Genomic DNA, 21,391 nt, shown 5'->3' on the forward strand with positions numbered 1-21,391 from the left:
ATCAATGTATGGAAATAAGAATACTTCCCTCAAATAATTCTCAGCAAGAATTCAGACCTGAAATTGGAGTTAAAACAAATGATTTATTCTCACGATTTAGTTCTTTTTTAGATGAAGATGAGTTAGATTCATTACTTAGTGAAACCAATCATATCTTATCACATTGTACTAATCCTAAATTGCTAATTGAACAAGATGTAACACATTTGACTGTTGGTTATGTACAAAGTGGAAAAACAATGTCTTTCACCTCATTAACAGCTTTAGCTGCGGATAATGGGTATCGAATTATTATTTATTTGGCGGGGACCAAAAATAATTTGTTAAACCAGACTACAAAACGACTAACAAAAGATTTAATTTCTGATAGTTCGTTAAATAATGCGTATAAAGTATTTGAAAATCCAACTGAGTCAAAGATTCAAGAAATGAGAAATAAGTTACGGTTATCATCAAAGCCAACCTTACTTATTACAATTTTAAAACATTACGACCACATCAACAGATTAGCTAATATATTTAGATCACTGATTATTAAAAATGAATTAGGGAAGCAAGGAGTTTTAATTATTGATGATGAAGCTGACCAAGCCTCTTTAAATGGCTTTGCTTATATCAATGGTAAAAATGCGAATACATCAAGTGAATGGGATGAAGAAACTGACAATAAAGAATCAAGTACTTATGCAAGTATTATCAATTTGAAAGCAGCAATTCCAAATCACTCTTATGTTCAATACACAGCAACTCCTCAAGGACCATTATTAATAAGTATAATTGATTTGCTTTCTCCAAAAAGTCATACTGTCCTTACTCCTGGCAAAAAATATACTGGTGGTAAAACATATTTTAAAGATTTTCCTGATTTGGTAATTAATATTCCAGAAGAAGAGGTTTATCACTACAGAGCAAATCCTTTAAGTGATGTACCCAATTCCTTGAAAGAGTCTTTACAAGTTTATATTTTAAGTGTCGCTTTAGTAACAAATTACTGGAATAAAGTTAAATTTTTGTCAATGATGATACATGCGGATAGACAAAAAGATGTGAGCAGACTATTTCATGGTTGGGTAAGCGAATTGATTGAGAAATGGACAACAATTTTGAATTTGGAGATTGGAGATCTAGGCAGAATTGATTTAGATAGAGAATTTAAAGAAGTATATGAAAGAGAAGCTATAAAATTTTATAGTTCTCAAGATGATGTGCCTTCCTTCGATGAAATTAAACCACTAATTGCAGATGCTATTAATGATACACAAATCAATCTAATTATTAGCGATGTGGATGCAACAAATACAATTGATTGGGAAAGTTCTTCATCTCATATATTAGTAGGAGCTGATATGTTAAATCGTGGTTTTACAGTAGAAAATCTTGCAATAACATATATGCCTAGATATACAAAGAGCAAATCTAATGCTGATACTATACAGCAGAGATGTAGATTTTTTGGCTACAAACAAAAATATTTGAAATCGTGTAGAGTGTACCTTCCATCTAGTTCAATAGTAGAATATGTTGACTATCTTGAACATGAAGAAGAAATGAGAACTTGGTTAAAAAATAATAATAGCCTTGAAAACATTGAAAGACAATTAATGCTTGCAGAGAAACTTAATGTAACAAGAAAAAATATTCTGCCATATAACATTGTTCAAACAAAAATGAAAGGGTGGCATTCTATGAATGCATTGAATTCGATCGAGTCTAATATGAATGTTGTTAGCTCGTTTTTAGATAATAATCCTTTTGAATTATTTGAACCTCAATACAATACTATTGATAGAAATCATAAAATCGCAACTGTTCCTGTTGAAAATGCAATAGATTTTCTAACAAAATTCAAGTTTGGTAACTTTGCGGATACAGCAAGAAAGCAAGCTACCATTAGGTATTTACAATATTTATCATCAGAATCGGCTTTGAAAATTTCAAATGTACATTTTATCCAGATGGCATATGAAAGTAATTCTCGACTTCGTAATTTTGATCCTAATACACTAAAAATAGATCAATTATTTACTGGGCGATCAACTGCAGGTAGTGAGGTATATCCTGGAGATCGAGAGATTAAGTGTGAGGACAGTATCTGTATTCAGTTACATAAGGTTGAATTAAGGTCAAATCAAATCAATAGGCTTAATAGGAAAGTTATTTATACTATAGCAGTTTACTACCCTGAAGATTTTGCAACCAGGTATACCAGCATCGAACCTGAAGATTTTAATTTCGAAGACGAAGATTAGCATGGAAAACTCAGGGTATAAAAAATTCTTAGAACTGCAACAAAAAGATGTTGACAGCGCCAATGGATACATTTCTGTGGAATCAGTTCCTTTTTCTGATTATCATAAAATAGGAGTTTCACCAGATGGCTTTCCTTTGTTTTTTGTAAAATGTGATAATACAGTTTCTTCAATTGATATTAACTTAGAACTTATTTCAGTTTTATTTTCGCAAGATTGTAGTATTAGAGAAAAGGAATTAGATTCAGAAGATATCTATACAATTGTTTTATTAAAAACTTTAAATAGGGATCTCCAGCAGTATTTTACTGATGTATTTTCAATAATACTCCAACAACTTGTAGTAATTCCAACAGAACGAGAACTCCATAAGGAAATTAGAAAGGTTATTGACTTATTTAGTAGTATAAGTAAACCTCCAGTTAAATCAATTCAAGGATTATGGTCAGAACTTTTAATAATAGACTTTGCTAAAAATCCGGAGTATTTGATTTCATCTTGGCATGTTTTACCTTCCGATAAATACGATTTTAATGATGGAAAAGACAAATTAGAAATTAAATCAACTTCAAAACAAAATAGAGTACATCGATTTTCTATTGAACAATTAAATGGAAATGTTGGTTCGGAATTAATTGTTGCTTCTTTATTTGTATTAGAAACAGGTTTAGGAAAAAGTATTCTTAATTTAAGAGATAGTATTATTTCAAAAATTAAGAATATAGATACTCATCTTAAGCTTAATGAGATTATCTATAAGACAATTGGTAATCAGTACGAAAAACTTGGTGACATCTTTTTCGATTACCAGATGGCTATTGATTCATTAATGTTTTATAACGCTAAAAATATTCCTAATATATTATCAAGCAATATTCCATCTGAACTATCAAATATTTCTTTTGACTGTGACTTGACTGGTGTTTCTGAAATTAAAACGGGGGAAAACCAATTTGAACAAAATGTATTATTTTTAGAGTTAGGGCTATGAGTGACCATAAACATATAGAAAAAATTAAACCTGAGATATTACTTTTACTTGCTAGGGAAGTTTTAGACCAAAGTGTTGAATTTAAATATATTTCAGGGATACAACCATTCTTTATGTCATTTAATAATGAGGAATTCTTCGTTTACATAAAAAATATTTCTAGTGCCTATTTTACAGACAGAGATCAAACAACTCGTGCGCAGTTACCTATCAAAAAGGAATTTGAAGTTGCAAAAAATTCTGACAAACCTTTTATATTTTTAGGTTATGATGGAGCCAATGATGTTTATGTATGTTGGAATTACCATATAGTAAAACAAAGATTAAATATTAGTAAAAGCGTTTCATTTTATTCAAGAACATTCTTTCAATCCGAAGTTAAAGAAGGTGAATTCAATAGAAGACAGCTTAAAAATGGTGATATACCAGTATTGTTCAAGCGTTCTAATTTAATTGAGTTTTTTAAAAATGTGCATTCTTTCTTTCCAGATGATAATCTTGATGATCTAGAAGTCAAAATTGATTTACAAATTGAGGATCTTGAAGAGAAATTTTCAGAATTTTTAAGAGACGTTAAAAATTTGTCAAATGAATTAAACGTATACTATTGTAACGTATTAAATGGTCCTGTAACTAATATCATTGCAAAATACTTTTATAAAGATATTACTAGTTTTTATCAAATTATACGTAGGTCTGAACTAAATAGATTGCAAATTGATTTGACAAGTACTCCGGAATACAAAAATCTAAATGAAATAGAGAGGAGCATATATATTTCTGTCCTTACTAGCTACATTGAATTTTTTTCTAATATGATGGAAAATAAAAGTGATTGTCAAAAACAAGTGGCTGATGTTGATTTTAAATCAGATAAAAAATTAGAATGTATAACAGATTTTGATTTATTAACTAAACTAAAACCATACGTTGAATCAAACAGATTACTGTCTGCAGCTCAAATACTAGGTGAACATTATAAAAATCAGTATCCTAGTATGCAATTTAAGGATTGGATGGAATTGATAAATGAAATTAAAATATAATAAGAATATGTGTCATTGAAATCTTTTATAATGAAATATTGAGTGAAGTATAAAATTTAAAAAATTGAATCTTCTTAATAAATAATTTTACATAATTTAAATTCTATAATCTGTGATTGTTAGTTTTCCCATGCTATTTCGCATGCAAAAAACTCATCAATAACAATTCTAATTATAATAATTCCTTTATCATCAATAGCAATATATCTATATCTCTTATCCTGAACATCAACCCAATCATTGATAAGAACACTGATGTCTTTATTTTTACCATTAGTATCTGTTATAGATAACTTTGTAACAAATGAACGTTGCATTGATCTTGAGCCAACTTCTCCAACATTTTCTTGTACGTGAGCAGCATTGAAATCTATTCTATATTCTTCGGGTAATGATGTTAGTAATCCACACCAAAAGTAATTAGGCTTATCACGTTTTATTAAATCTAACTCATATGCTACATGTCCTTTGGCTAGCTTTAACATAACATTGTTTATTCTGTCTTGCTCAGGTGTAAAAACTGATTTACCATCGATTTTCACTATTGATGCTTCAATACGATTTCTTAAATTGGGCGAATTTTGGAGAGTTTTTGATATTGATATACGATTAAGTTCCACAGGATCTGTTGAACCGCAACTAACACATTCAATGAAACAAGCAAAATATTCTTCATCGCTTGAAAAACTTTGATTACATTCATAACAACAACCAACTATTATAAGATTTTCCGGATAAGGGCGATCTAATAGGCATTTTGATGGTATATGGTCTCTTGTTTCAGCCTGACCACCGCAAAAAATGCATCCACGAATTAATCTATTGTCTGCAAAACTGTTTAATTTTATCATAGATTAAATATGATTTTAGCTGTTATAATTCGCATAAAATTTTATTCTTGCAAATCTTTTTTGGGATTATAACCAACCTAATTTAGTTAAGTTATCTGTGTACGGAATTAAACTTAATTGAATTATACTTTCTAAATCAAATTTTTCTTTAATTAGACTTCTTACATCATCGTCTGAAGGCGCAGTAGCAAAAAATTCTATTTCACCAATTTCTTCTAATTTATTAAGCAATGAATTGTAATCTCGTATAGTAATTAGGTCATCATAATTATTATTTTGAATTAATGTTATAGTTCTATTTTCATAGTTCCATACAATATTTTCAAGAGTATTTATAATAGCATTTTCAGAATCTTCCTCGCAGAGCCATCGCTCTGGGCTGTAATCTGAATTAATATTCTGTAATATTTTTTGATAAAAGTCTTGATCTTTACCTTTTATTTTTTCAATAGAAATTAACCCAAGTTTAATATTTATAGTATTTCTTATCCTACCTCTTCCTATTCCAGACGATTGGAAAAATTTATCTCCAAAATCTAAATTTTTTAATTTTTCTATATAGAAATTAAAATCAATTTTACTGATATTATTTGATTCGGATTTTAAAATTGATTTTAAAACATCAAAAAGAGCTTGAATTCCTACCGTTTTTTTAATGTATGAGTTAGTGTTACTATTTACCCATAAAATCTCATTTATACTTTTAAAATAACTTACAATAATATCGTATATTATTTGATCTTCGATATTCAAGAATTGTTTTCTTAACGGTGAATTATCTTTTATGTTAACTAACATTGATCTGTTTCTTCCATTTAAAAAACTTTTTTGCTGCATTAAAATACGATCTCTTTTAGGATTTGCACTTATTAATGAAGTAATTCCATCAACAATTGTTGCAGTGGAAACCACCCAGTCTTTATTTTTTTCTCCATTAAACAAACTGTCCACATTCATTGGAGCTACTTTTATGTGTCTGTAGAATGCAGAATTTGTTTTGTCTGTATTTAATTTTCGAGATAAAAAAACAGCAAATTTTTCTGGTGTCCAAGATTTTTCATTCTCATCATCGACGTTGTATCCAAATTGTTCCAACGCTAGGCTTCGATCAACTTTTTTCTGATTTGAATTAATCGTTGCAAACAAAAATGCTTGATAAGAATTAGGGAGGTCAAAATACACAGAACATAAAAGGTCTATTTTTTCCAATTTGCTATTATTGGTTACATATCTGAAAGAGTTTAAACGATGTTGTCCATCTATGATTGCAGCTAATTTCTGTTTTGTTGGAATAATAAGTTTAAATCCATCCTTATCACTCTCTATACGCCACCTATCATCTTTGTCATAAACAATTTGACCATTTTCATTATAGTTTGCAGATAATATAATCGAATTTGGAAAAGCCATTTCTACAGATTCTATATAACTAGCAATTTCTTTTAATCTTTTTTGATCTTGGGGGCGCTGACTTCCTTGAACATTTCCACTTCCATCTATATATTTTAAAGGCTCAGAAAAGCAAATGTCTAATAATTTTGCAGCGTTTATTGAAATTACAAAAAAATTTCCTAGGGGTTGGCTAACTTTTAAAGCTCTTAGTTCTAAAAAATTATTATTTTCCATTTGAGAGAGGTTTTGATGTATCACCACCTAAGGAAGAGGTTGGATCAAAATTTGAATTATTATAGTTTACTAACCACCAAGCAGTAAATGAGAAAATTATTCCAACAAAAATTTGCCAAGGAATATTTTGTAAATATTTTCCTTTTACATTATAATACATTACCTGGCAAGCCATAAATAGTACAATCGTATTTAAAATGCATGTTATTAAAATCACAGGCTTACGATATGTTACTTGATTATCAATGATTTTCATAATATAATCTAAACTTGATGTTACTGCAATAGCAATAAAGTAGGTGATTAAATTTTGATTGAGATTTTTTACTAGATTTTGATCATTGTACATAATATCTAAGGTCAAAGGGATCAAAACTCCAATTGCCGCTAGAAACATTATTGCGAAAATGAAATATAATAGTATAGTTATAAATTTCATCTATTAAAGGATTTAAAAGAATTAACAGTAAACTTACAAAAATACGCAATTATAGACGTTGCTTAATAACAATTTTTGAAAACTATCTTGAGGTTGCGGTGTGAAATTATAGTTAGAATATTAATTAGTAATAATTTATTTTCATTAGAATTAAAATGTAGAATAATTTCTTAATAATTTGGAAATGTAAAGAAATAACATGCTAGAAATCCCGACTCTCGTCAGGATTTTCTCTTATTTTTATTTTTAAACTCTTTTTGTAAGCAATCAATTTCTAATTCTATTTTTTGTAATTCTTTTACGTCCAATTTTGTGAAAAGGAATAATATATTAATGTCTAAAAAATTGCTAAGTTTTACAATATTTTCAATTGTTGGATTTGTCAATCCTCGCTCAATTCTACCTACATGATCTTTAGAAATATTTAATTCCAATCCTAACTGGAATTGGGATAATTCTCTCCTTAATCTATAGACTTGAATTATCTTACCAATTTGAAACTTTAAATCTTCTACCTGCCATTTATACATGTAGTAAATTTTGATCTTTTAAATACTTTTCATGAAGATATATATGTCGTCTAATGTTTTTTTTTATTATATTTGTAAAATAGGTTACAGATAATGTAACTTTGCGATACTTCAACGAAATATTAGAAGCTATTGCTTAGAATCTCGAAGCAGAAAACTGGTAATTTTCAAATAACAACGAGATGATAGGCTTGAAGCTCACGACCTAGGCGTGGGCTCTCTTATCTGTTGTTATGGGTATACCAGTGCCTCTGCTCGGATAATGTAGAGTTCCATGCCATTTTATTTCATGCTGTTCGCTTTATCTCTACAGTAAAATCTAAGCCCGCTTTCAAAATAGTATCAGACTACACGATACAATAGGAGGGTACAACCTATTGCGGCTTTAAAAAGCTTACACGGGAACACAGATTTCATTCATATTAAATTCTTTCCGGTGCCCTAAAGGTCACTGATTGCAGAACCTCACCAGTCCTTTTTCATACTAAAGGGCATCAGGAAAGTCTTTATCTAAAAAATGAATCAAAAAACTACTCAACTTAAAATCAGAAGAAAGAAAAAAGCCCCTTCCCATAGAGTTTGCAGACCAACGGGAAAGAGCGTAGTTCAGTAATTAATCTTTAAAAAATTAAAAACCTTTACAAATCTATGAAAAATTCCTATTACAATATAGGAGGCATTTTCTTTGGGCTCATGTTTACCACTGTAAGCATCTATACAAATGCCCAAATACGCACCATTTCCGGTACCGTAACCTCATCCGGCAAACCTTTGCAGGGAGTTATAATCTCCCAAGAGGGTAGTGATCAGGTAACCATAACCGGTAACAACGGAACCTATACCTTACAGGTTTCAGCAGAAAATACCATCCTATTGTTCAGACACCCTGATTATGCAGAAGAAAAATTTACCGTCACTAATCAAACCGTCGTTAATATCAGCTTAGAACAAAAAGTAAAGGGAATCGAAGAAGTCATTCTCAACGCTGGCTACTACAAAGTTAAAGACAAAGAAAGAACCGGTAGTATCGCCAAAGTTTCAGCAAAAGATATAGGAAATCAACCCGTCACCAATGTCCTCTCTGCGGCCCAGGGAAGGGTAGCGGGAGTAAATATTGTACAGAACTCGGGAATACCTGGAGGAGGCTATGATATTCAGATAAGAGGAAAGAACAGCCTGCGTGCTCTTGGAAATAATCCATTATATGTCGTGGACGGGGTTCCGGTAGGAGGAGAAATGGCTTCTCAGTTTTCAGGAGCGGTACTGCCAGCCAGCAGTATCAACCCACTAAACAGCATCAATCCTGCGGATATTGAGAGTATTGAGATTCTGAAAGATGCAGATGCAACCTCGATCTATGGATCAAGGGGAGCGAATGGAGTAGTACTGGTAACCACAAAGAAAGGAAAATCAGGAAAATCCTCAAATTTAGACTTAAATGTTGGAACATCTTATTCAGTAAGTTCTGTGATCAGCAACCTTACCATGATGAAGACGGAAGATTATCTCAGGATGCGAAGACAGGCTTATCAGAATGATGGAATCAATGTTTATCCTGCGAATGCCTATGATAGTAACGGAGTATGGGATCAGACAAGACATACAGATTGGAAGAAAACACTTATCGGTAATACCGCAGATGCTTTTACTGCAAATGTCTCTCTAAGCGGAGGAAATGAAAGAACCTCCTTTCTGGTAGGCTATGGTCATCACTTGCAGTCTACTGTGTTTTCAAAAGACTTTAAGTACAAAACGGATAATCTCTCTGCCAATATCAGCCATAGTTCTGAAGATAAACGTTTTCAGCTGAATGTTTCCAGCAGGTTTTCTCTTCAGAAGAACAATGTATTGAGTGAGGATATCACTAAACAGGCTTTCCTGATGGTGCCTAATGCTCCTTCTTTATACCTCTCAGATGGAAGTCTCAACTGGGAGAACAACACCTTTAACAATCCCGCAGGTCTCTATAACAGTTCCTATTCCTATGAGAACAAGCAGTTTTTAACCAATATGAATGTTCAGTATGAACTGCTGGAACATTGGTTTCTGAAGCTTAACGGAGGATTGAATTATCAGTCTTTTGATGAAAGGTCACTAAAGCCTAATACCATGTATAATCCCTCATCTTATCAGGGACAGTCCAGTGCCAGTTCACAATCTTACACCAGTGGTCAGAACCGTTTTTCATTTATTCTGGAACCTCAGCTCAATTGGCAGATGAAGAAAGAACGTCATGCGCTGGATGTACTGGTAGGAACAACCTTTCAAAAGGAAACTGCTTCGCTGGGGTCTATGATAGGGATTGGATTTGAGAGCAATGCTTTTATAGAGAATATAGGAGCCGCTAGGACCAAGATCATTACGGATCAGATTAAAACAGAATACCGGTACGCTGCTTTCTTTGGAAGAGTCAATTATCAGTATGCAGGAAGGTATATCCTGAATGTAACCGGAAGACGGGATGGAAGCAGCCGCTTTGGTCCCAGTAATAAGTTTGCGAATTTCGGGGCGGTTGGAGCCGCATGGATATTCTCTCAGGAACCTTTCCTGAAAAATAAGAAATGGCTGAGTTTTGGAAAACTCCGTACCAGCTATGGAACTACCGGAAGTGATAACATAGGGGATTACGGGTATCTGGATACTTATGATCTCTCAGAATACCTGTATAATGGTACCGCAGGACTGAATCCTTCAAGGCTGTATAATCCCAATTACAGTTGGGAGAAGACCACCAAGCTGGAAGCTGCTTTAGAGCTTGGGTTTATAAAAAACAGAATCAATCTGACCGCAGCATGGTACAGGAACCGCTCTTCAAGCCAACTGGTAGGCTATCAACTACCTTCTATAACAGGGTTTCCAAGTGTACTGGCCAATCTGGATGCAGTAGTGGAGAACTCAGGATGGGAACTGGAATTCTCGGCAAAACCTTTTTCTAGAGGATCTTTTCAGTGGGAATCAAGTATTAATATCAGTTTTCCTAAAAACAAGCTGGTTTCTTTTCCAGGACTGGCAGGCTCTACCTATGCCAATACGTATGTCATAGGACAGCCTATTACTTCAGTAAAGGTATACCAGTATGAAGGGATTGATCCTGCTACAGGATTGTACCGCTTCAAAGATTTTAACAGTGATGGGAAGATCACGGCTCCTGATGACAGGCAGGCGGTTGAGAATATCGGAGTACGGTACTTTGGAGGCTGGAATAATACTCTTCGGCTAAAGAACTGGAACCTGTCCTTTCTTTTTCAGTTTGTCAAACAGAGAAACTGGAACTATAACAATATCATGCCCATTCCGGGAACGATGAATAACCAGCCTCAAGAAGTACTGGACATTTGGTCTCAGGATAATCCTGGTGGAACCTACATGCCGTATTCTTCAGGGAGTAACGGAATCAAGAATCAGCTCCATGTCTTTTTTATGAACAGTACGGCAGCGGTGTCTGATGCCTCCTTTATAAGGCTTAAGAATCTGGAATTGGGCTATCAGGTTCCGGTAAAAGGAACTTTTAAAAGTGTGAAAGTCTATTTTCAGGGACAGAACCTGTTAACCTTTACAAAATACTTCGGGCCTGATCCCGAGTTCAGGAATATTGGCTACCTGCCTCCTTTAAAAACCTATTCACTGGGTGTACTTATTTCACTGTAATTGCTAAAAAAATAATAATGAAAAATTCTAATATCAATATAAATCAATATCGTAGGGTAGTGAGGTTCTCTAGGAATATGGGAATGATACTGCTGTTTTGTGTGCTTCTTTTCTCCTGCGAAAAGCTGCTGGAAGTGGAAACCCCTTCCAATCAGATCGGAAAAGACAAAGTCTTTGCAGATGTTCAAACCGCTAATGCAGCGCTGGCTGGACTGTATGCTGGGCTAAGGGATAACTCACCGCTGTCAGGAGAATCATTGGGACCATTTCTTGGAGTCTATACTGATGATCTGGATTCGTATGCCTTAACGGATACCAATGGCGTTTTGGCCCTTTATCATAACCAGCAGACCGATACTAATTCTACGGTATATTCAGTATGGTCAACTGCTTATCAGCATATCTATTCAGCCAATGCCATTATAGAAGGAGTTAAAGCGTCTGCTTTACCGGTTAATGAAAAGAATAGAATAGAAGGGGAAGCTCTTTTAGTAAGAAGCATTCTTCTATTTTATTTGCAGCAGGTCTTTGGAGCGGTTCCTTATCCGGTAACAACGGATTATACAATAAACCAGTCTTTACCAAGGGTGGAAACAGGGGAAGTACTTTCAAGACTGGAAACGGATCTTTCCCGCTGTGCTGAGCTGCTCTCAGATCAGTACAGGGATGAGGAAAGGGTATACCCTAACCGGAAAGCAGCAGAACTGATGCTGGCTAAGGTATATATACTGGCACAGAAATGGGTTCAGGCAGAAACGATACTTAAAACAATTTTGGGAAATCCGCTGTACAGTTTTCAGAATGATCTGTCAAAGATATTTCAGAAAGATTCAAAACATATCCTATGGCAGTTAAAGCCAGCAAATCCCGGTGATCCGGTTAAAGAAGCGATGCTGTATTATTTCTCAGGGGCAGCTCCTACCACTTATGCGCTTTCTGAAAGTCTTTTGAATTCCTTTGAAGCGGGAGACCTTAGAAAACAGCAATGGATGACTCCTGTAATGGTGGGAGGAAGTACATGGTATCGTGTGAATAAGTATAAAAATACAACCATCAATAACACGGAGGACTCTATAGTGTTTCGTCTGGAAGAAGTGTACTTACTGCTGACCGAAGCGCTGACTCAACAGAATAAAACAGCAGAAGCACTACTGTATATTAATCCGATAAGGCAGAGAGCGGAACTGAGTCCTTTAGTATCGGTTTCAAAAGAAGTTCTGCTCAGTGAAATCCTTTTGGAAAACAGGAGGGAGTTTTTTACAGAAACGGGACACCGATTTCTGGACTTAAAGCGTAATAACAGACTGAATGATTTACAGGGGGTAAAACCTAACTGGCAGCCTTTCCACAACGTTTGGCCTATTCCTCAGAAAGATCTCTTACTTAATCCCAATCTTAATGCTCAGAATAATGGCTATTAATATCAATAAACTTCTAATTCTTTTTTTTATTCTTTTGGGAATGGTGTGTTATGCGCAGGTTCAGGATTCAGTTAAAGACGAAAGTTCAACCTATTATAATATTGCTGTTAACAAGGTGTCTAATGATGGAAAATGGGTGGTGGCCACAAAGGTCTACAGGCAGAATTATGATACAGCTGTGGTGCTGACTACAGGGAAGTCAGGAGCCCAATCCCTGATAGGGACGCTTATTAGAAAATACCAGTACTCCTTTGTAAAAGACAATCAGCTGTTGGCATTGGGACAAGGAAAAGCGGTTTTGTGGAATTTATTGACTGGAATGAAGAAAGACCTGAAGACAAGTCAGGACGGAACTGAATCAGAAAATATAACCCAGAGCGGGACGATGGAAAAAGGGCAGAAATATTTTTTGCAAACCAGTGATAGTATTATTCATATCTATAATGCGAAATCTAAACTGCTGGAAGAGATAAACCGGGTGCAGTATTTCAGAGTCAGCAGTTCCGGATCTGTATTGTATATCGTAAAAAAGGAAGGAAAAGAAACCCAGCTGGTTAAATATTTCGGCAATAAGGCAGATGTAATGTATTCCACACCGGGAATGATCCGAAGTATGGAGGAAACACCTTCAGGGAGTATCATAATCCTTAAGGAAGAAACAAAGGGATTTGGAAATACAAATAGCTCATCTCAGAAGCTTGTATTGTTCGATACCAGGAGAGCAGAGCTGATATTTCCTGATATGAATGACATTAGGCGGGATGAATATCTGCGTTGTACAGAAATACAAAACGGAAAGGCTATCATGGTTACGGGAATGACCCATATTCCGGCAGAAAAATCAACAGTCGATATCTGGTATGGCAATGATGGTAATCTGGAAGCCAAGCAGGAAGGGGCATTTGTAAAGCGGTACTGGATATGGAAAAAGGAAGGGAATAAAGTGATAAAAATTCCTTCTGATCGTTTTTCAACTGTGATAAGCCTGAATAACCCTGATTACTTTCTGATGTTTAACAGGGATGAACTGCAAAATTATTCAACCCTGTTTCCACCGGTTCATGGCTTTCTCTATGATCTTAACAAAGGGATGTATGAAGACCTTGGCATCATGCAGGCAGAAGTTTCGGTGTCACACTGTGGAAGTCATTTTATATACAAAAATAAGGAGGACTTGTGGGTATTGGTGGATACAGAAACATCAAGAAGGGTAGTATTGCCCAAAAAGGATTTGAAAAAAGGATATTTCAGTCCGGATAGCAAAGCAATCTTTTTTGAGAGCAGCAATGATCTTTGGAAGTATGATGTAGAGGCAGGGAAGCTCATAGCACTTAATATCGATCAGGAAAACGAAGTAAATGTCATCACTAAAAATGAAACTGATTTATATCCTGAGTCAGGTTATAATTTTAGAAAGAGTATTGTCAATGTAAGTGCACCTGTACTCTTGTCAGTGACTCAGAAAGGAAGTATTGAGAAAACCTATTTGAAATGGGATAGAGGCAAGCTTCAAACACTTATAGCTTCATCAGCTTCCAATATAACATGGCATAAGACTGATGAGTCTTTTAGTAAAGCTGTATATGTTGAAGAAAGCTTGAATGAACCACCGAAGATTGTGTATAAAGAGATAGGAAAGGAGCAAGGTAAAGTTGTCTTTAAGAGTAATCCCCAGGATAAAATATCAGAGATAATAAGGATGGAAACAATCAGTTTCAAAAATAAGGAAGGAGTTTCTCTAAAAGGACTTTTGTATTATCCTATCGGATATGCCCGTGGAAGGAAATATCCTATGGTTGTTCACATTTATGAAGTACAGAGCAGAAATCCCAATCAATATTTATCCCCACTTAATAACTTTCCGGTAGGATTTTCTATAAGGAAACTTCTGAAAGAAGGGTATTTTGTGTATCTCCCCGATATTGTAAATGGATCTTCAGGAGTTGGCTTGTCAGCGTTGGACTGCGTAGAAAGTTCTCTGGATGCTTTGCAGAATCATGTGGGTATCGATGCTAAGAATGTTGGGTTGATAGGCCATTCTTTTGGAGGATTCCGAACTGATTTCATAGCGGGACATTCAAATCGTTTTAAGACTTATATTTCAGGAGCGGGAGCCAGTGATCTGACAAGAATGTATTTTTCCTATAATGAGACCTCATTCACTCCTTTTTACTGGCAGTTTGAAGAAGGACAGTATAATATGCATGCTTCATATGCAGAGAACAGGAAAAGCTATAAGGAAAATAATCCCATTGAAAATGTTCATAAAGTAAATGCTCCCATCCTTTTATGGACTGGAACAGAAGATAAAAGGATTGTATGGGACCAGACTATGGAATTTTATATTGGGCTGAAAAGGAATAAAAAAGATGTCGTCGCATTGTTCTACCCAGGAGAAGCCCATGTTTTTACCATAGGTTCAAAGGCAGAGAAAGATCTGGCACTCAGGATACAGGATTGGTTGGATTATTTTCTGAAAGGAAAAAGAAATATTTCATGGATAGAGAGACAAATAAAAAAGGATGCACTTTAGCATCCTTTTCTATGTTGCTATTTACGTAATTAAGGAGATGATAATACTATTGATTAGAAAAAAAAATTAAGCCCATAGTTGTGACTAACACGGCCGCGTGCAAGAGTTGCCCTTTTCAGTAAGCTTTCGGATAATAATAATTAATACTTTTTACTAATGTCGAAATTGTATTATAATTTGAAAGTTTTGAATAAGTGAGGGAATATATTTTTTTTCTACTTTGGTTTCCTAAATAATAACCGGTAAATATTTTTTTTAAAAACAGTGAATTTCTTTACTCACATGTCTATATTCTATATAAAGTATCAACGGAAATTTTTTTTCAATCAAGAATTTCAGCCTGTTTACTATGACATATGTCGTCAATACTTATTTTATATCCGATTTTGAAATAATTCGTTGTAAATTTTAAAATAGATGAGAAATACCGTAGTTTTATTTATTGCTCTGTTGATAAGCTGCTCTTATAGTAAGCTTTCTAGAGATACTCGTTTTAATAATACTTATAAAATATTAAAAATAGATAGTACAAAGAGTATGTATTTGATTCAGTTTCAAAATGGAGCCCTTAAGGAGCTGGTTTTATCTGAGAAAAACTGTAAAAAGAAATTACATAATAAAAATAAAATACTTGTTGGAAAAAAATACGACTTAAAATTTACTGCTTTAGACTCATACTTTAATGATGACGATTTTGAAAAAATGGGATTTAAAGTCGATAGTGTAGATGTTAAATCTTATACAGAGGGGAGTATATATTTTAGCAACAATCTTTGCGGACTTTATATTTATGAGAAAGAATAATTATAATTGACATTACTTTGACCGAAGTATTTATCAGAATGGTAGTGCATCAAAAGAGACTATATTAAGAGAAGGATACCACGCGGTATCCTTCTCTTTGTTAATAGATTTCAAATTACGGTAAGATTTCAAACAAATCTCCAAAACACTGTGATCCACTCATTCTTTTCAAGTTATGAGGACCTGTAGCATCTGTGTAAGTGCAGAGTATCCCTGTGTTTACTGTTTCACAGTTTTTAACTGCTACGCAGGTGGGCTCTCCGAAATTTCCGACTCTGTATCCAATAGTAACAACTTTGGATGAACTTTCGATGTTTGATGCTAATGCACCTCCTGTGCCCATAATCACCAGGGCAGCAGGGATAAGAAACTTTTTCATAATAATTGAAGTTTTTGGTAATGCTTACTCTTTTTTCAGGTTTTCAGCTTCCCCTGTCGTAAAATATTTTACATTAGATGTTCTGTATTGGTAGCGGACAAGCTTTTTGCCAGCTATAGTATAGAGATAATTATCGGTAACCATAATCTGAGAAACAGGTTTATTATTAATATGATCTAAATAGAAGCTCCCAACATATTCCTGTTTATCAGTCCTGTAAATGTCAACAATGACTGCATTTCTCCATTGCTCGGCGCTTTCATGTTTCCCCATAAGATGAGATCGATTGAAAAGAAGCGGACCATTGGCTGCTAATACAGAGTTAACCTTTAGAGGACGGGATTTTAATTTTGTACTTCCATTCGCAAGCTTAACGGGCTCAATCTGGGCTCTTGAGATCGTGTCAATGGTTTTGAATCTGCTTTTTAGCTTAAGCTCGTCATTCATGACCAGAAACTGATTTCTGTAAGCATACATGTAGGTGATACTGTTTTTTTTTACATCGGCAACCAGCTGTCCGTCAGCATCAAATATCCCGTCAATCTGCTTTTCCAGCAGTCTGTCGTAATGGGTGAAGTGCGGATATCCCGTAAGGGTAAGTAATCCTAATTCATATTCCCCTGTTTTACTGCTGCGTATTCTTACTGCGAAATTTGAAGAATCAATTACTGCTAGCTGGTTAAAATATACCTCATTATGACTAATCGTATGGGCTGCTGTTTTTCCTGTTTTTCCTTTGTAAATAATAGGAACACTACCATCATAGAGATAATAGTCCGAATCTTTTACTCTTAATTGCAGATTGGTATAAGTAAAGTCTGTTTGATCGGGATATATCTGCATTTTTTGTAATGAATTAAAACTATTGTCAACTGATGCCAGAACCAAAGGAGTGGATGTGTTTCCAAAAAAAACATCGAGTTTATTGTTTCCGGCAAAGTAATAATGTTCATTATCAAGCTGTAGGGTCTTATCCTTAATCAGTGGATGGATGAGAAAACGACGGGTAAATTTATTTTCTCTCTTAACTGTATGTTCAGAACTGATAGAAAGAAGAATGACAATGAAAGAGCCTGTTAAAATAGTAGCGGATAATTTTGTATAAACTTTATAGCTGTTTTTTTTCTGATTATAATAGAAACAAATCAAGGCAATGACTGCCAGGAGTACGCATATAAGATTGAAAAAAAGATGCTCATCCCAGCTCATTTTTTCCAGGATACCTCCACAGGAACATGGAACTGATTCACTGTAGTGGAGGATCATATAGATATAAACAGTAAAACTGGTCATTATTCCTAATGAAGAAAATAAACCTATACCTCTAAAGCGCGGAATAAGCAGCAGGATAACAATCAATAATTCAATAATAATTACCAGATAAGATACCACTCCTGCATAAGCTGTCAAAAGAGGGGATTGTGCAATCTGTACCTGGAAATTTTCAAAATCAAGAATCTTACTTACCGATGCGTACATCAACAATAGCACAAAAAAATAAGCAGTGAAAGTGGGGAATTGTTCAATGAGCTTTCTCATGGTATATTTTTTAGCATTGATACAAAAGGATCCATATAACTTTTTGTCCGCAATAATCCGGCATTGCTGATTTCTCAGCAATAACAATCGTTGTAGTGAAAGTTCCTGTGTTTTTCCATAATCCGCTAACCGGACATTTTTGTCCTGATCTTATCGTAAGCGATGGAATTGATTCACTGTTCATTTGTTGTGGTTATTAGTTTCATCGGGTCTCCAGTGGTCACGATCTTTTGGAGGGTCCGTTTCCATAAATTCTATACTATCTGATTTTGCAGATAAAATACTACTTTGTAGGATGTTCTCCTTTGGATCTTCCATTGATAAAGGCTGATCCGGATGACAGGAATAAAGCATTATGGCAATTAAAATTCCTGTTGAAATGTAAATTAAGGTTTTCATGATCTGGGATTTAAAGGTTAACAATCCCGGCCGGTTTATATTAGAATTCTGAGAACGAATTTAGAGCAGAAAAAGCCCGGAAAAAAAGATATATGGGCTTGATTTATAAATTATAGTGGTACGTTTTGTAAATTAAATCAAAATATAATTACGTTTTAATATATTGATTATCAGTGTGTTTAAATTAATGTTTTGATTTATTAAATTCCCTTTGTGTTGAAATAATATTATTCTTGTTTCAATTTGTGTACTTTTGAATAATATTCATCTTATTTTAAAAATTTGTTATAAAAACTTTTTTTATTTTGAAAAAAGCCATATTTATTTTCGTATTTATTAGCCTTTTAATGAATGGTCAGAAGTTTTCAGACTATAGGGCGCGTTATGATAATTTTGATGAAAATGATGGGCTCGCACTCGAATTTGTTAATCCTTATATAAAAAAGGCTAGAAAAGAAGAAAACTATAAAGAGTTATCACAGGCCTATAGGGATGCTGTGTATTTTACTAAAGATAAAAAACTTGTTTATGCTGATAGCACAATATGGGCGGCGTCATTGTCAAAAGATTCTGATATTATAGGAAATGCTTACCTCACGAAGGGAAGTATCTATTATTTCACTTTCCGGAAATATCAGAAAGCATTAGATGAATATTTAAAGGCCTGGACTTATCTTAAAGATTCTGACAACTCTTATCTCTATCACAAAAATATGTATCATATAGGGGTCGTTAAAAGTTATCTGGGATATTATGAGGAGGCTCTCAGTATCTTTTCAAAATGTAGAATATATTACAATAAACCTGATACTTCGAAACCGCTTTCCAATCTTCGACATAACAGAAAGAAAGGATATTTGAACAGTCTTAACCAGATGGGCATCTGTCTGATCTTTCTTGCAAGATATAAAGAAGCATCAGAACTGGTTGAGCAGGGATTAAAGCAATCTGCAAATGATAAAGATTTTGATCTTGAAAGAAGCTATTTTTACAAGCTTAGAGCCGTATTAAATTATATAGAGAAGAAAGATAAAGAAGCTGTAGAAGATTTTAATACAGCTCTGGCAGGAATTCTAAAAGTTGATGATTTTACCAATGCTTCGGTCATTTATTTTCTGAAAGGAAAAATCTTACTAAGAAGCAAAAAGGATAATGAAGCGGTTTATTACTTCAAAAAAGTGGACTCAATCTTTGTAAAGCGTAATTTTGTACTGCCTGCGGTGAGAGAATCCTACGAAATGCTAATTCATTATTATAAAGATCATAACGATAATACAAGTGAGCTTTATTATACCAAGCAGCTGCTGGCTTTTGACAAAATACTATCAACTGACTTTAAATACCTTTCTACAAAGATTCATAAGGAATACGATACTAAAGATTTAAACGAATCAAAGGAAAGATTGGAATATTCATCTTTATATGGTTATGTGATTGCTTTAATTTCATTTATTATTCTCTCCATCATCTCTGGCTTTCGATACCATAAAGTAAGGAGAAGCAGAGTAGAGGAAGTGGTTAGTGATTTACCATTAGGTTCAGATGATGTGGTAGAACCAAAAGAAATTAATCAATCGGTAACTTCTAAATTACCTGAGCAATTGGTCAATGAAATTTTAGGCAAGCTGGATAAAATGGAAGAAAAAAGATTTTATCTTGAAAAAGGTTTAACACAAAATCAGTTGGCTAAAAAATTAAAAACCAATACTGCTTATCTCTCTGCGATTATAAACATGCATAAAGGCTGTAATTTTAACAGCTATGTCAACCGGCTCAGAGTTGAATATGCTAAAGAGATGATTGCTAATGATAGTGAATGGCGCAAATATTCTATTGATACTATTTCAAAAGAATGCGGTTTTTCCAACCGTTCTAACTTTTCTAAATTTTTCTTTGAAATAACTGCTGTAAATGTTGTTGATTTTATCCAACAGATGAAACAGGATCAAAAATAAAGTGTTGATAATTAATTTCAACCCTACAGCCTTCCGATAGGGACTCATTTAAATTTTGTATTTTTTACTTAAAAATATGGAAACAATACTGTTTTTTAAAAAATGTAAAAAATTACAAGATGGATTGGAACAAAAGTTAGAATTGATTGAATTTGAATGTTTCGACAATAAGGTAGAGTATTATGAGAAGTGCTTAATGGCTATTGATATTGATATTAGAGAGATAAAATCAATGGTAAGTGATTTTGATTTTTCGACAGCAGCGGATGAAATCTATTTTTTTAAAAACCTAAAACCTCTGTTTATTTCTCAATTTATCTATTATTCAAAGTTATTGTCGATGGAAGCAGCCAAGCCCAATGCAGGACAGAAGAGTCTGAAAGAATATTATAGTGGTGAGCTGGAAATGATCAAATCATTTTACCGGGAACATATAGATTTTTACCAATATTATAGACTCAATGCTACTTTTCTGGATCAGAAGTATTTTATAAGAAATCAATTTGATATAAAAATGAAACTTAAAACCGGTATGTATGATTATGATGAAAAGTTTGCCACCTCTCATGATCCTATTGTTGCTCAGATTTTAGCCAACGACCGTTTGGAGAAGTATCTTTTGAATTCTATAAAAGAGAGTGAGGAACCTGTTTATCAGAAGCTCACCGATCAGTCTTCTTTAACTTGGTCTGCATCTAAAGTAAGTCTGATAGAACTGGTTTATGCCCTTTATCATATGCACTGTTTTAATGGCGGAAATATTGAGTTAAGTGAGGTCATTAAATCTTTAGAGAAATTTTTAAATACTGATCTGGGAAACTTTCATAAGACTATATTCGAAATCAGAAATCGAAAACAAGGACCTACGAAGTTTTTACATTTAATTACTGACAATCTTAATCAGCACTTTATGAATATGGAAGGTGAATGATATCTGTCTTAAAGCCTCAATAAACCGCTTCAATTACTGGGGCTTTACAT

At 33.9% G+C, this 21,391-nt stretch carries 17 protein-coding genes; 9 read left to right on the top strand and 8 right to left on the bottom strand.

The features are described from left to right. Nucleotides 1–8: 8 nt before the first annotated feature. Genes NK356_RS02010 through NK356_RS02020 form a run of 3 tightly spaced genes read left to right on the top strand, consistent with a single transcriptional unit; the run spans nucleotide 9 to nucleotide 4,286 of the window. The gene (locus NK356_RS02010; protein WP_253316114.1) at nucleotides 9–2,249 is read left to right on the top strand and encodes a Z1 domain-containing protein; all 2,241 of its coding nucleotides are present in this window, start codon (nucleotides 9–11) and stop codon (nucleotides 2,247–2,249) included. A 1-nt stretch (nucleotide 2,250) separates the two neighbouring features. Next, the gene (locus tag NK356_RS02015; protein WP_253316115.1) at nucleotides 2,251–3,240 is read left to right on the top strand and encodes a PD-(D/E)XK motif protein; all 990 of its coding nucleotides are present in this window, start codon (nucleotides 2,251–2,253) and stop codon (nucleotides 3,238–3,240) included. After that, nucleotides 3,237–4,286 (top strand): hypothetical protein, encoded by a 1,050-nt coding sequence (locus NK356_RS02020; RefSeq protein WP_253316116.1) that lies wholly within the window; start codon nucleotides 3,237–3,239, stop codon nucleotides 4,284–4,286. The genes NK356_RS02015 and NK356_RS02020 overlap by 4 nt, the downstream gene beginning before the upstream one ends. A 119-nt stretch (nucleotides 4,287–4,405) precedes the next feature. On the opposite strand, the gene NK356_RS02025 is transcribed toward NK356_RS02020, so the two are convergent. The 4 genes from NK356_RS02025 to NK356_RS02040 form a co-directional block, all read right to left on the bottom strand. Then, nucleotides 4,406–5,137, bottom strand: a complete 732-nt coding sequence (locus tag NK356_RS02025; RefSeq protein ID WP_253316117.1) for a hypothetical protein — start codon at nucleotides 5,135–5,137, stop codon at nucleotides 4,406–4,408. 66 nt (nucleotides 5,138–5,203) lie between these two features. Further along, on the bottom strand, nucleotides 5,204–6,763 hold the full coding sequence (locus tag NK356_RS02030) for a DNA phosphorothioation-associated DGQHR protein 1 (protein ID WP_253316118.1): 1,560 nt from the start codon (nucleotides 6,761–6,763) through the stop codon (nucleotides 5,204–5,206). Then, nucleotides 6,753–7,202 (bottom strand): hypothetical protein, encoded by a 450-nt coding sequence (locus NK356_RS02035; RefSeq protein ID WP_253316119.1) that lies wholly within the window; start codon nucleotides 7,200–7,202, stop codon nucleotides 6,753–6,755. Before NK356_RS02035 ends, NK356_RS02030 begins: the two co-directional genes overlap by 11 nt. Before the next feature lie 221 nt (nucleotides 7,203–7,423). Then, the gene (locus NK356_RS02040) at nucleotides 7,424–7,732 is read right to left on the bottom strand and encodes a helix-turn-helix domain-containing protein (RefSeq protein ID WP_253316120.1); all 309 of its coding nucleotides are present in this window, start codon (nucleotides 7,730–7,732) and stop codon (nucleotides 7,424–7,426) included. Between the two features lie 648 nt (nucleotides 7,733–8,380). Between NK356_RS02040 and NK356_RS02045 the strand changes: the two genes are divergently transcribed. The 4 genes from NK356_RS02045 (at nucleotide 8,381) to NK356_RS02060 (ending at nucleotide 16,138) form a co-directional block, all read left to right on the top strand. Next, the gene (locus NK356_RS02045) at nucleotides 8,381–11,380 is read left to right on the top strand and encodes a SusC/RagA family TonB-linked outer membrane protein (protein WP_253316121.1); all 3,000 of its coding nucleotides are present in this window, start codon (nucleotides 8,381–8,383) and stop codon (nucleotides 11,378–11,380) included. 17 nt (nucleotides 11,381–11,397) lie between these two features. Then, nucleotides 11,398–12,801: a RagB/SusD family nutrient uptake outer membrane protein gene (locus tag NK356_RS02050; RefSeq protein ID WP_253316122.1), complete on the top strand. Its 1,404-nt coding sequence runs from the start codon at nucleotides 11,398–11,400 to the stop codon at nucleotides 12,799–12,801. Further along, nucleotides 12,779–15,334 carry a S9 family peptidase gene (locus tag NK356_RS02055; RefSeq protein WP_253316123.1) on the top strand — a complete coding sequence of 852 codons (2,556 nt, stop codon included), beginning with the start codon at nucleotides 12,779–12,781 and terminating at the stop codon, nucleotides 15,332–15,334. Before NK356_RS02050 ends, NK356_RS02055 begins: the two co-directional genes overlap by 23 nt. Before the next feature lie 417 nt (nucleotides 15,335–15,751). After that, nucleotides 15,752–16,138, top strand: coding sequence for a hypothetical protein (locus tag NK356_RS02060; RefSeq protein ID WP_253316124.1), 387 nt, complete (start codon nucleotides 15,752–15,754; stop codon nucleotides 16,136–16,138). Nucleotides 16,139–16,253: 115 nt separating this feature from the next. Here NK356_RS02060 and NK356_RS02065 read toward each other — a convergent pair whose 3' ends face one another. From NK356_RS02065 to NK356_RS02080, 4 genes are read right to left on the bottom strand one after another with little or no spacing between them, the layout of a single operon-like run. Then, complete coding sequence (locus tag NK356_RS02065; RefSeq protein WP_062669273.1) at nucleotides 16,254–16,517, bottom strand: hypothetical protein; 264 nt, start codon at nucleotides 16,515–16,517, stop codon at nucleotides 16,254–16,256. A gap of 24 nt (nucleotides 16,518–16,541) precedes the next feature. After that, the gene (locus NK356_RS02070; protein WP_253316125.1) at nucleotides 16,542–18,056 is read right to left on the bottom strand and encodes a MauE/DoxX family redox-associated membrane protein; all 1,515 of its coding nucleotides are present in this window, start codon (nucleotides 18,054–18,056) and stop codon (nucleotides 16,542–16,544) included. A gap of 10 nt (nucleotides 18,057–18,066) precedes the next feature. Then, a complete protein-coding gene (locus NK356_RS02075; RefSeq protein WP_241279525.1) occupies nucleotides 18,067–18,240 on the bottom strand; it encodes a hypothetical protein in 174 nt (57 codons plus the stop codon). Further along, the gene (locus NK356_RS02080) at nucleotides 18,237–18,455 is read right to left on the bottom strand and encodes a hypothetical protein (RefSeq protein ID WP_253316126.1); all 219 of its coding nucleotides are present in this window, start codon (nucleotides 18,453–18,455) and stop codon (nucleotides 18,237–18,239) included. The genes NK356_RS02075 and NK356_RS02080 overlap by 4 nt, the downstream gene beginning before the upstream one ends. A gap of 305 nt (nucleotides 18,456–18,760) precedes the next feature. Here NK356_RS02080 and NK356_RS02085 point away from each other — a divergent pair, with 305 nt between their 5' ends. Beyond that, entirely contained in the window at nucleotides 18,761–20,410 is a 1,650-nt protein-coding gene (locus tag NK356_RS02085; RefSeq protein ID WP_253316127.1) for an AraC family transcriptional regulator, read from the top strand. A gap of 76 nt (nucleotides 20,411–20,486) precedes the next feature. Then, nucleotides 20,487–21,341, top strand: a complete 855-nt coding sequence (locus NK356_RS02090) for an RteC domain-containing protein (RefSeq protein WP_253316128.1) — start codon at nucleotides 20,487–20,489, stop codon at nucleotides 21,339–21,341. Nucleotides 21,342–21,391 lie beyond the last annotated feature (50 nt).

The sequence above is a fragment of the Chryseobacterium sp. S0630 genome (genome assembly GCF_024158915.1).
GTDB lineage: Bacteria > Bacteroidota > Bacteroidia > Flavobacteriales > Weeksellaceae > Chryseobacterium.

What these genes read in the sequence shown, in the direction of transcription:
- NK356_RS02025 (WP_253316117.1), bottom strand. Translation starts at nt 5,137, where the DNA reads ATGATAAAATTAAACAGTTTTGCAGACAATAGATTAATTCGTGGATGC.
- NK356_RS02075 (WP_241279525.1), bottom strand. Translation starts at nt 18,240, where the DNA reads ATGAACAGTGAATCAATTCCATCGCTTACGATAAGATCAGGACAAAAA.
- NK356_RS02015 (WP_253316115.1), top strand. Translation starts at nt 2,251, where the DNA reads ATGGAAAACTCAGGGTATAAAAAATTCTTAGAACTGCAACAAAAAGAT.
- NK356_RS02070 (WP_253316125.1), bottom strand. Translation starts at nt 18,056, where the DNA reads ATGAGAAAGCTCATTGAACAATTCCCCACTTTCACTGCTTATTTTTTT.
- NK356_RS02055 (WP_253316123.1), top strand. Translation starts at nt 12,779, where the DNA reads ATGCTCAGAATAATGGCTATTAATATCAATAAACTTCTAATTCTTTTT.
- NK356_RS02090 (WP_253316128.1), top strand. Translation starts at nt 20,487, where the DNA reads ATGGAAACAATACTGTTTTTTAAAAAATGTAAAAAATTACAAGATGGA.
- NK356_RS02040 (WP_253316120.1), bottom strand. Translation starts at nt 7,732, where the DNA reads ATGTATAAATGGCAGGTAGAAGATTTAAAGTTTCAAATTGGTAAGATA.
- NK356_RS02035 (WP_253316119.1), bottom strand. Translation starts at nt 7,202, where the DNA reads ATGAAATTTATAACTATACTATTATATTTCATTTTCGCAATAATGTTT.
- NK356_RS02045 (WP_253316121.1), top strand. Translation starts at nt 8,381, where the DNA reads ATGAAAAATTCCTATTACAATATAGGAGGCATTTTCTTTGGGCTCATG.
- NK356_RS02050 (WP_253316122.1), top strand. Translation starts at nt 11,398, where the DNA reads ATGAAAAATTCTAATATCAATATAAATCAATATCGTAGGGTAGTGAGG.
- NK356_RS02010 (WP_253316114.1), top strand. Translation starts at nt 9, where the DNA reads ATGGAAATAAGAATACTTCCCTCAAATAATTCTCAGCAAGAATTCAGA.
- NK356_RS02060 (WP_253316124.1), top strand. Translation starts at nt 15,752, where the DNA reads ATGAGAAATACCGTAGTTTTATTTATTGCTCTGTTGATAAGCTGCTCT.
- NK356_RS02030 (WP_253316118.1), bottom strand. Translation starts at nt 6,763, where the DNA reads ATGGAAAATAATAATTTTTTAGAACTAAGAGCTTTAAAAGTTAGCCAA.
- NK356_RS02020 (WP_253316116.1), top strand. Translation starts at nt 3,237, where the DNA reads ATGAGTGACCATAAACATATAGAAAAAATTAAACCTGAGATATTACTT.
- NK356_RS02065 (WP_062669273.1), bottom strand. Translation starts at nt 16,517, where the DNA reads ATGAAAAAGTTTCTTATCCCTGCTGCCCTGGTGATTATGGGCACAGGA.
- NK356_RS02080 (WP_253316126.1), bottom strand. Translation starts at nt 18,455, where the DNA reads ATGAAAACCTTAATTTACATTTCAACAGGAATTTTAATTGCCATAATG.